This window comes from Desulfobotulus sp. (assembly GCF_034006065.1).
In the GTDB taxonomy this organism is placed as follows: domain Bacteria; phylum Desulfobacterota; class Desulfobacteria; order Desulfobacterales; family ASO4-4; genus Desulfobotulus.
In genome coordinates, this window is record NZ_JAVETM010000012.1 from 75060 (window position 1) to 84979 (window position 9920).

General features: G+C 53.4%; 9 protein-coding genes and 1 riboswitch. Of the genes, 8 read left to right on the top strand and 1 reads right to left on the bottom strand.

The features are described 5' to 3' along the window. Positions 1 to 76 precede the first annotated feature (76 nt). Positions 77 to 1108, top strand: coding sequence for an ABC transporter permease (locus RBR60_RS06765; protein ID WP_320355129.1), 1032 nt, complete (start codon positions 77 to 79; stop codon positions 1106 to 1108). On the opposite strand, the gene RBR60_RS06770 is transcribed toward RBR60_RS06765, so the two are convergent. Further along, positions 1062 to 1661 (bottom strand): NUDIX hydrolase, encoded by a 600-nt coding sequence (locus RBR60_RS06770; RefSeq protein ID WP_320355130.1) that lies wholly within the window; start codon positions 1659 to 1661, stop codon positions 1062 to 1064. The genes RBR60_RS06765 and RBR60_RS06770 overlap by 47 nt on opposite strands. Before the next feature lie 110 nt (positions 1662 to 1771). Here RBR60_RS06770 and RBR60_RS06775 point away from each other — a divergent pair, with 110 nt between their 5' ends. The 7 genes from RBR60_RS06775 (at position 1772) to RBR60_RS06805 (ending at position 9757) form a co-directional block, all read left to right on the top strand. Continuing rightward, the gene (locus tag RBR60_RS06775; RefSeq protein ID WP_320355131.1) at positions 1772 to 3886 is read left to right on the top strand and encodes a response regulator; all 2115 of its coding nucleotides are present in this window, start codon (positions 1772 to 1774) and stop codon (positions 3884 to 3886) included. 213 nt (positions 3887 to 4099) lie between these two features. Further along, on the top strand, positions 4100 to 4507 hold the full coding sequence (locus RBR60_RS06780; protein ID WP_320355132.1) for an iron-sulfur cluster assembly scaffold protein: 408 nt from the start codon (positions 4100 to 4102) through the stop codon (positions 4505 to 4507). 293 nt (positions 4508 to 4800) lie between these two features. After that, entirely contained in the window at positions 4801 to 5463 is a 663-nt protein-coding gene (locus RBR60_RS06785; protein ID WP_320355133.1) for a helix-turn-helix domain-containing protein, read from the top strand. Positions 5464 to 5762: 299 nt separating this feature from the next. Then, positions 5763 to 5999, top strand: a riboswitch (cobalamin riboswitch). 296 nt (positions 6000 to 6295) lie between these two features. Beyond that, complete coding sequence (locus tag RBR60_RS06790; RefSeq protein ID WP_320355134.1) at positions 6296 to 7150, top strand: helical backbone metal receptor; 855 nt, start codon at positions 6296 to 6298, stop codon at positions 7148 to 7150. Beyond that, a complete protein-coding gene (locus RBR60_RS06795) occupies positions 7138 to 7920 on the top strand; it encodes an ABC transporter ATP-binding protein (protein ID WP_320355135.1) in 783 nt (260 codons plus the stop codon). Before RBR60_RS06790 ends, RBR60_RS06795 begins: the two co-directional genes overlap by 13 nt. Further along, complete coding sequence (locus RBR60_RS06800; protein ID WP_320355136.1) at positions 7920 to 8915, top strand: iron ABC transporter permease; 996 nt, start codon at positions 7920 to 7922, stop codon at positions 8913 to 8915. Before RBR60_RS06795 ends, RBR60_RS06800 begins: the two co-directional genes overlap by 1 nt. 86 nt (positions 8916 to 9001) lie before the next feature. Beyond that, positions 9002 to 9757 carry a DUF4465 domain-containing protein gene (locus RBR60_RS06805; RefSeq protein ID WP_320355137.1) on the top strand — a complete coding sequence of 252 codons (756 nt, stop codon included), beginning with the start codon at positions 9002 to 9004 and terminating at the stop codon, positions 9755 to 9757. Positions 9758 to 9920: the final 163 nt, after the last annotated feature.

Genomic DNA, 9920 nt, shown 5'->3' on the forward strand with positions numbered 1-9920 from the left:
AAGATGGGGGCCTGACCGGAGCGGGCAGCGCCTTTTCCGGAACCGTCCATTTTCTTTCCGTGTACAGGAAACGCCAATGATCCGACGTATTCTCACCATTATACGGGCCCGCGTCCGGGAGTTTTACCGAGATAAAACAAGCCTTGGTTGGAATTTTCTTTTTCCCCTGCTCATCATCCTGGGTTTCAGTTTTTTATTTTCCGGAGATGGTAAGATCTTTGCCAAAGCAGGCGTGGTCCAGGGGCCTGTGGCCGTGGAAAGCCTGGAAAGTCTGGAGCGTTTTCAGAAAAGCCGTCACCTGGACATCATTTTTTTTGAAAACCTGGAGGAAGGACTTCGGGCTCTGGAAAGGCAGAGAATTGATTTTCTTCTGAATCCCGGAGATGGACGCTATTGGGTGGCGGAAGGGGCGCCGGGGGGGTATGTGGCCGAACGTTTTCTCAAGGCTGCGGACAATCCGGATACGGGGAAATTTTCAAAAACCTCCGTGGCAGGGGAGGGGCTTCCCTATGTGGAGTGGCTGTTTCCAGGGATTCTCGGCATGAATGTCATGTTCAGCTCCTTGTTTGGTGTGGGATATGCCATTGTCCGTTATCGTAAAAACGGGGTTCTGAAACGCATGAGCGTCACCCCGCTGCGGTCCTGGGAATTTCTCACAGCCCAGGTGCTGTCACGGCTGTTTCTGATTTTTGTGAACGTTGCCATTGTGCTTGGGGCGTGTACCCTGCTCTATGGCTTTGAAATCCGGGGTTCGATCTGGCTTTTGGTTCCGATTTTTCTTCTGGGTGGTTTTGCCTTGGTCAGTCTTTCGGTGATCCTTGCCTCGCGTACGGAAAGTGAGGAGTTTGCCGAGGGCGTTCTCAACCTCATGGCCTGGCCCATGATGTTTCTTTCCGAAGTCTGGTTTTCCCTGGAAGGGGCCAAGGGTTGGGTAAAACAGATGGCGGATTTCCTTCCCCTGACCCACCTCATCGGGGCGGCCCGCAAGGTGATGAACGAAGGGGCCGGATTGGGGGACATTCTTCCCCATCTGGGCGCTTTGCTGCTTATGTCTCTGGTTTTCATGGTGATTGGGGCGTCACTCTTCCGATGGCATCGGGAAGGTTGAGCTGAAGCCAGGCCTTAACCATGGCAAAAGCCTCGGGATGGGGGACGATTTTCGGATCCTGGCGGCGGGTGCGATCAAAAAAATCCGCAAGGGCCATCCAGCGCAGGGCGGTGACTTCTCCGTCTTGAAAAGAAAAACTTTCCAGGGACTTGTGTGGAATGCGCAGAAGATATATATGATGATATTCCCGGTCCCAGAAAGGTGCATCCCTGTCCCCATGATACTGACAGGAAAGCACCTTGCCCACAGGTTTAAGGTCTTCCGGGCGTACTTCAAGGCCCAGCTCTTCAGCGGCTTCCCTGACTGCCGCCCACAGGGGCGAGCTGCCTGCCGGGACATGTCCCGCTACAGAAATGTCCCATTTTCCTGGATACACATGCTTGTGCAAAGCGCGCTTTTGTAATAGAAGTTGACCGTATTCGTTGATAATCCAGAGATGGATCGTTGCGTGAAAATCACCGTTCTTATGGATTTGACTGCGGGTTGAGATTCTTCCGGTGCCCGCTCCCTGCGTATCAAAAATTTCCATAAGTTCTTTTTCTGCTGGGTCCATTGGGTTTTTCCTTGGGTGGGGTGTTTGTTTTTTAAACATCTCCTGCCTGACCAAGCCCTGCCCCTGGGGCAGGCATGACATGTATATCATAAAATACAAGGAGGATCCCGATGCAGGAAGCCCCATCCTGTAGAGATCCCTATCTTTTTCCTCCGGACGCGGGTCTGTGCGAGGATCCCTACCGCAACCGGAAGCCGTCTCTGCCGCCCTGGAAAATTCTGGTAACGGATGATGACCCTGAGGTGCATCGCCTGACGCGTATGGTTTTGGGGAACATGATGTTTGAGGAAAGGGGATTCTGCCTGCTGGAAGCCCATTCCGCAGGAGAGGCCCGAAGGATACTTGATCTGCACAAAGATGTGGCGGTGCTGCTTTTGGATGTGGTGATGGAAAACGATACCGCAGGCCTTGATCTTGTGACCTTCATCCGCGAACAGAAGAAAAATATCTGCCTGCAGATTCTGCTGCGTACGGGCCAGCCGGGACTGGCGCCGGAAAACAGAGTGGTAACGGATTATGGCATTAATGATTATCAGTCCAAAAGCGATCTGACTTCCCAGCGTTTTGTCAGCTCTGTTGTCATGGGTCTGCGGGCTTACCGGGATTGCCAGGCCCTGCAAAGTCTCAATGAGCGCCTGCGCATCAGCCTCAGGGAGAACGCCCGGATCCGTGAAGTACTGGAAAGTACAAACAGCCTGCTTGAGTCCCGTGTGGCCGAGCGGACCGCAGAGCTTGAAAGAATGAATGCGGATCTGCGGGACGCCATGGAAGCCACCCAGGAGCTTGCCTGCCGCGCCGAAGCGGCCAGTCGGGCCAAAACGGTCTTTCTTGCCAATATGAGTCATGAAATCCGTACGCCCATGAATGGCATCCTGGGTATGGCGGATCTTCTGCGTGAAAACGGACTGAGCCGGGAACAGCGGGAGATGCTGGAGGTGATCCGGAGCAGCGGCGAGCATCTGCTGGGCATTATTGATGATCTTCTCGACTATGCCACCCTGGAATCCGGCGGTTTTCGCCTGGATGTGCGACCCTTTGATCCGGAAAGACTCATACTTTCACTGCTGGATTCAACGGCGGCCAAGGCCCGGGAAAAGAAAATCCGTCTTAAGTTTTATCCCGGTTCCGATCTTCCCGGCCTTCTCATGGGAGATGGAGACCGGGTGCGTCAGATTCTTGGAAATCTTCTGGGCAATGCGGTGAAATTTACCGAAGGCGGTGAAGTGGTCCTGCGCGTCGGAGGACGTCTGGAGCAGAATGAGACCTTCATGCTGGAAGTGGAAGTAACGGATACGGGGGAAGGGATTCCGGAAGATCAGAGAGCCTTGATTTTTGCACCTTTTACCCAGGTAGACGCAACGCGTACGCGTCGCCATGGAGGAACGGGCCTGGGGCTTGCCATTTGCCGCAGACTGGTCCTGCAGATGCGGGGGCATATCCATGCTTATGCCAGACCCGGAGGCGGAACGGGCTTTTCTCTGCGCATTCCCTTTCCCCTGGCCGGAGCACCCAGCCCCTTTCCTCAGGCCTGGCAGGGCATGCTGACGGGGAAATTTGTGGGGATATGCATGGAGGATTCCGAAGAAGCGGCTCTGGTGGCTTCCTGGGTGGAAGATGCCGGGGGATTTGCGGAAGTTGCGCCGGAAGGAAAAGATTTGACGCCCTTATTCTGGGTGGTGGATTCGGGTATTCAGCCCCCTGGGGAAGGTGTGGTCCTGCAGGTGGATGCGCCGGACACGGAGGCTCCCATTCTGCGGAGACCTTTAATCCGCTCTCGTTTTTTTGGTGTGCTTCAGGATATTCTGGGTCCCCTGTCCCTTGCCGGTCGATCCGCCATCTGTCTGGAGGGCCGCAGGGTTCTTGTGGTGGAAGACCAACCTGTGAATCGTACCGTTGTGGCAAAAATTCTGGAGCGCAAGGGTTTTTTTGTGGATCTGGCGGAAGATGGGCGTGAGGGGCTCAATCGTTTGCAGGATGGATGCTATGATGCGGTTCTCATGGATATGCGGATGCCGGTGATGGATGGCCTGACGGCCACCCGGGCCTTGCGCGCGGGGGATGCGGGCGATAAAAACCGCTGGATTCCTGTCATTGCCCTCACAGCCAATGCAGCGGTTGAGGATAAAAAAACCTGCATGGATGCAGGCATGGATGATTATCTGGCCAAACCCGTCAAGCCCGATGCCCTGGTTGCGGTTCTGGAGCGCTGGATCCGGTCTTCTTGATTCCTCGGATCTTCTGGTGTATGGATTCTTACTTTGGGGCTTTGTCTCATAAAAGCCCCTGAGCAGGTAAAAAAAACCTGCTTTAAAGAAGATGATTTTTCAGGATTTTTGATTTCCAAAGCTTTTTTAAGCATAAAAATAAACCGGGTTTTGTAAAAAAACTGGAAAGAAAACATGCAATCTTGTATGTTAAAAACGTTTGGAGGTTCAGGGATGGGCAGTGAAGATTTCTGGCAGAAACACTCGGAACGCTACCTTGAAATGGCCTTCAATACGGAAAGACGCGAAAGGGTATCCCACCCTGACGGATATGGCTGCAAAAAAGGCGATTGCGGAGACACCATAGAATTTTTTCTGACCCTTGATGAAAACCGCCTTCGTTTTATCTCCTACCAGGTGGATGGATGTCTTAATACCAATGCCTGCGCCGCAAGCATTGCCTTGCTGACGGAAGGTGAGGATCTGGAAGCGGCATGGAAGATGACGCCCGAGAGGCTTATTGCCTACCTTGAAACCCTTCCGGAACATGAGCTGCACTGTGCAGAACTCGCCACAGGCGCTTTTTACCTGGCTTTGGCGGATGCGGAGAGAAAAAGCAAAAGGCAGAAAAAAGAAACCTGAAAGCATGAAAAATCCTTAGCTTTCCGGTAACCCGCGCTATGTTTCCAAGACCCCGTGCAGGGTATTTTTTTATTCTGCCCCAAGAATGGAAACTGAAAAGTAAGGCCGGATATATGGGGATTAAGAGAATCTTTTCATTCACCCCTGCGCGGTATTTTGTTTTTTATACTTCTGGAAAAGATCTTGGTGTCCCGGAGTTCCGGCGTTTTTTTGTGAGTGCATCAGACATGCGGTTGTGAGGCGGTTTTTTTCGTCAACACACCAAGGCACAGATTATGAGGAGGTTACAGGGAATGTCGGATCGGTCCACATTCATGAAGTTGCGGGAAGATGAGCGTGAAGTGCGTAAAAGCCTGATCATCAATGCAGCCATGAAACTTTTTGAGGAAAAGTCCTTCCATGATATCGGCATGCGGGATATTGCCGCAGAGGCGGGCGTTTCCGCCGCATCCATATACCGGTATTTTCCAAGCCGGGATGACCTGTTTGTGGAAGCCCTGATCCAGGATATCAACTCCATTGAAGGGCTCCTGGAGCAGCGCCTCTCCAGTGGGGGCAGCATTGAGGATCTGGCCGTTGCCGTCGTGGATTATCTCATTGACAATGAGGCCACCTTCCAGATGATGTGTCACTTCATGATCCGCGGAGAAGTGAATACGCGGGCTTTGAAAAAATTCAACGCTGTGCAGCGCTATTTCCTCAAGATGTTCGATGAAATGGTGAAGCGTGCGGGAGGTGCGGAAAACATCCGGTTTTTCACCCACGCCTTTTTTGCCTCCCTGGCTGGCGTTGTCATGACCTTCCGGAATTATCCGGGAAGAAATTCCCAGGAAAGGCGACGCTATATGCACAAGCTTGCCCTTCTCATCATGCGGGAGGGCAATAGCCTGGATGAGGATATCTTTGAAAAGGATCTGGCAGAAATCCGCAAGGCCCGGGAAAATGCAGCCGGGTGACAGGTTTTTCCTGACTGGCTGCCGGAAAAGGGACCCATTCCGGGATTTTTTTTTCGGGTTCCTGGGCATGAAAAAACAGCAGAGCCAAGGCTGTTGTGCCAAGGAAATCTAAGTTTTTTTTCAGACAGCGGGCGGCAGCTTCCATAAAACGAGAGAAAGGGGCACAGATTTTTAATCTGTGCCCCTTTTTTTTTGCGTTATTTTCGACCAGGTTTTTTTTGTAAAAAAATCAGGATACAGGCGCTCGCTTATTTTTTAAACCGGATTTTTCAGGCTTGTTTTTTTTATTCCATCATGACAGAACCGTTTTCATTCGAGGTGCGCCAGACGCTTGATAGGGAATCCCGTGAAAGTCGGGAACGGGCCCACCGCTGTAACCGGGGATGTTTTTTTCCAGGGCTGGAATTCGGGTATCTGTAAGGAAAGGATGCCGTATTTCCGTCTTTGACAAGGCTACTGTCTGAAAAGGGACGGGAAGGCCGAAAAAAGCAGAAGATCCGGGAGTCAGAAGACCTGCCTTGAATGCTGTATCCCCGGCCTCTTGCGGATCAGAGGGCGGAAGGAAACCCCGGAAATTCATATCATGGTACAGGGCTTTGCTGCCCGCGTCGCCAGGATAGTCAGGCTTACACTTCCTTCCTCCTTTTTTTCCTGCCCAAGGGTCCCTTTCGTGTTTTTTTAAGCTCCAAATGAATGGATTTTTTCTGAGGCCTTTTTGTGCACATTCTGCGGCCTGCGTCTTTTTTTTGAGCCAAACGAAGCGCTTTGAATGAAGGTATTTGTTTTTTTAATTTTTTCAGTATGGCGGCACTCTAAGGGAAAGTTTTTTATCATGAAAAATAGCATAGTCTGGCTGCTGGTTTTTCTTTTGTTTTCCGTAAAGGCGGGGTTTGCGGGGCCTCAGCGCATTTTACCCATGGCTCCGAATCTTGTGGAAACGGTCTTTGCCCTTGGTGCAGGTGATCTTGTGGTGGGAATCCCTGAGTACACGATCTTTCCGCCCGAAGCCCTGCATCTGCCGTCTGCTGGTGGATATTTTAATCCCAACCTGGAGCGCATTGCGGTTTTACGGCCGGACCTGGTGCTGGTGCAGGGACGCCATGAAAGGCTGCAGACCTATTGCCAGAGAATGCGGATTCCCGTGCTGGCGTTGGTGATGGAAGATCGGATTTCCATCGAAAAGGCGATTTTAACCCTGGGTCAGGTTCTGGATAAAGAAAATGAAGCCAGGGCCCTGACTGAGGCCATGAACCGGGATCTGGAAGCCCTTCGTCAGCGCTATGCCCGGGAAAAACCAGTGAAGGTACTCCTTGTACTGGGAAGAACGCCCGGAACCCTTTCTCAGGTCATGACCGCAGGCAAGGAAACCTATCTCACAGAACTTCTTTCCCTGGTGGGAGGCGAAAATATTTTTTCTGATCAGGAGCAGCGTTATCCCACGGTTTCCAAGGAAGCCATCCTGGTGCGGGGGCCTGAGATGATTCTGGAGTTTCTTCCAGGAGAAAGTGCCTTTGATGAAAAGGCCTTGCTTGGGCAGTGGCGAGCTCTGGGACCCGTTCCGGCCGTGCGCCATGGACGGATTGTGGGCCTGAAGGATTCCCGTCTGCTTTTGCCCGGACCCCGCATTGCCGAAGCGGCGGCCCTCTTCGGAGATGTGCTGGAGGAGACCATGGCATGGAAGGACTGAGGGCTCAGAATCTTTTTTTTGCAAGAAAGAACACCTTTTCCCTGGGGCCTTTGAATCTGGATCTGCCCCAGAGGGGGCTTTGCTGCATCGTGGGACCCAATGGCGGTGGAAAGTCCACCCTCCTGCAGCTCCTTGCAGGCATTCTGCGGCCTTCGGAGGGTCGGGTTTTTCTGCATGGAAAACCCCTGGAGCAGATGAACCGCAGGCAGGTGGCCGCCCAACTGGGGTATCTTCCCCAGGAGGTGCGTCCCCTTTATACCTTTCAGGTCCAGGAGGTGGTGGCCATGGGACGTTTTTGTCTGGATGGCGGCTCTGGAGGAAGGCAACCCAGCACACAAAAGGCAGTGGTGGAGGCCATGGGAAAGACGGCGACGGCCCACCTGGCCAGGCGATCCTTTTCCAGGCTCTCCGGCGGAGAACGCCAGCGTGTGCTCCTTGCCTCGGTTTTATCCCGTCATCCCCGGATTCTTCTGCTGGATGAGCCCAGTACGGGGCTTGATCCCCATCATGGCGCGGATTTTTTCCGACGTCTCAGGATGGAAAGTCAAAAGGATATCCTGGCCCTTGTGGTGAGCCATGATATCAACCTTGCCGCTACCTTTGGAGATCGCATGATTTTCATGAATGAAGGCCGCATCCTGGCAGACGGAAAGCCGGAGGAGGTTCTGCGTTCTGAGGCTTTGATGCAGGCGTACGGAAGCTCCATGGTCTGCTGGCCCCATCCGGATCAGAAGGGCGGAGCCGTGCTTCTTCCCCTGCGGGAGGATTGATGGACAAGTACGGCATTGTCCGGCACCTGTGGGTGTATGGTCTTCTGGCTTTAGCGGCGCTCTGTCTTCTGCCCTTTTTCGGCGCGGAAGCCACGCCTCCCGGGGTTGTTCTGGAGCTTTTTTCCAAGGAACGAAGCATAAGCGCGGAAATTCTCCTCCACCATCGCCTCCCCAGGGTGTTGCTTGCCTTTGGTTGCGGTATGGGGCTTGCCGCCTGTGGAGCCGCCCTACAGGTTATTCTTGAAAATCCTCTGGCAGAGCCCTTTGTTCTGGGGATTGCCGGATGCGCTGCTGTGGGCGCGTCCCTGGCTTTGAGTGTTCCGGCGCTTTTTTTATATTGGGGCCCCTTTTCTTCGGTCCAGGTCTTGGCCTTTGGCGGGGCCATGGCTGCCGTGGGGCTTTCTTTGAAAATGGCGGCCCGTTTTGGCGGGGCCACAGAAACCGTGATTCTTGCGGGTGTCACGGTGAACATTCTCTGCGGCGCTCTCATGCTGCTGATCCGTTACAGCGTGGATCCTTCCCGTCTTGTGGTCATGGACCGCTGGCTCATGGGAGGCCTGGATGTGGTGGGATGGGAAAGCCTTGCTGCCATGCTGCCCTTTCTGTTGGTGGGCTCTTTTTTTCTTTTTCCACTGGGCGCGTCCCTGAATCTCATGGCTTTGGATTCAGGCCTGGCCTTGGCCCACGGGGTGGCGGTGGACCAGGTGCGTTTTCGCGTATGCCTTGCCACAGGGCTTCTTGTGGGGGCCTCTGTGGCGGTTTCCGGTCCCATCGGATTTGTGGGCCTCATCATTCCCCAGCTTGTGCGGAGAATTTCAGGGCCGGATCTGCGTTTGGGGCTTTTCTGCTCCGCCCTTGCGGGAGGAAGTTTTCTGGCCTTTTGCGACATGCTGGCAAGAACCCTGGTAGCCCCTACGGAAATGCCGGTGGGTATTCTCACAGCCCTCATCGGAGGGCCTGTGTTTTTAAGGATGCTCTGGGCGCGATCTGTCTGAAAAGGACAAGGTGTCTCAAAAAAAGGTTTTTTAAGGAGTCATCCTGATTTTTTTATCACGTTTCATCTGGGGAAAGGAAAGAAAGAATGCGTAAGACATGTTGGCTTCGGGCAGGGGTGATTCTGGGCTGTTTTTTGGTTTTTCCTGTGGTTGCCCTGGCGGCATCTGCGACCTTTGAGGATGTGGATCGCTCCCTTTTGCAAAAGGGATACTGGAACGGCAGTGACGAAAGTGGTGGTATCCGTTCGGGTGCTATGCGTTTTCTCAACACCTACGACAAGGGTTGGCAGGTGTGGAGTGGTTTTGCCGTATCCACTCAGAAGGATACCTGGACAGAGGGCCATGAAAACCAGTACAGCGCCATTACCGGAGAGGGTGTTGGAAGGTCGGAAACCTATGCGTTGGCCTATGCGGGCGGGGATGATCCAGAGTTTGTGCTGGATGCGGAGACCACCCTCAGCGGTGTGTATGTGACAAACACCACCTATGCCTATCTTTCCATGAAAAAGGGAGATGCGTTTGCAAAAAAATTTGGTGCGGGCGACTGGTTTCGCCTCAAAATTACGGGACGGAATGGGGCAGGGGATGTGACGGGTCGTGTGGATGTGTATCTGGCGGATTTCCGGGAATCCAAAAAGGAAATCCTGGATGCCTGGCAGTGGGTGGATCTGTCATCCCTTGGAAAGGTAAAGCGTGTAAGCTTTGCCCTGGAATCCACTGATGTGGGAGCCTTTGGCATGAACACGCCCGCTTATTTTGCCCTGGACAACGTGGGAGGTCCTAAGCTGAGCAAGGCGGAAAGTTCATCCAGCTCCTGTTTCATCCAGACCCTGGGTTTCTGATATGAAGTCTGGGCTCCGGCTGTTTTACATTTTCTGTGTCTTGTTTTCTGTCTGGACCGGAGGGGGGCCGGGTCTGAGTCTGGCGCAAAACGATGCCCTTGTCCTTCCCGCGCTGCAGGTCACCGCAGGGCGGGAAGAAAGGGAGGAGGGTCGTTTTGCAAAC

What these genes read in the sequence shown, in the direction of transcription:
- RBR60_RS06770 (WP_320355130.1), bottom strand. Translation starts at nt 1,661, where the DNA reads ATGGACCCAGCAGAAAAAGAACTTATGGAAATTTTTGATACGCAGGGA.
- RBR60_RS06780 (WP_320355132.1), top strand. Translation starts at nt 4,100, where the DNA reads ATGGGCAGTGAAGATTTCTGGCAGAAACACTCGGAACGCTACCTTGAA.
- RBR60_RS06800 (WP_320355136.1), top strand. Translation starts at nt 7,920, where the DNA reads ATGGACAAGTACGGCATTGTCCGGCACCTGTGGGTGTATGGTCTTCTG.
- RBR60_RS06775 (WP_320355131.1), top strand. Translation starts at nt 1,772, where the DNA reads ATGCAGGAAGCCCCATCCTGTAGAGATCCCTATCTTTTTCCTCCGGAC.
- RBR60_RS06790 (WP_320355134.1), top strand. Translation starts at nt 6,296, where the DNA reads ATGAAAAATAGCATAGTCTGGCTGCTGGTTTTTCTTTTGTTTTCCGTA.
- RBR60_RS06805 (WP_320355137.1), top strand. Translation starts at nt 9,002, where the DNA reads ATGCGTAAGACATGTTGGCTTCGGGCAGGGGTGATTCTGGGCTGTTTT.
- RBR60_RS06785 (WP_320355133.1), top strand. Translation starts at nt 4,801, where the DNA reads ATGTCGGATCGGTCCACATTCATGAAGTTGCGGGAAGATGAGCGTGAA.
- RBR60_RS06795 (WP_320355135.1), top strand. Translation starts at nt 7,138, where the DNA reads ATGGAAGGACTGAGGGCTCAGAATCTTTTTTTTGCAAGAAAGAACACC.
- RBR60_RS06765 (WP_320355129.1), top strand. Translation starts at nt 77, where the DNA reads ATGATCCGACGTATTCTCACCATTATACGGGCCCGCGTCCGGGAGTTT.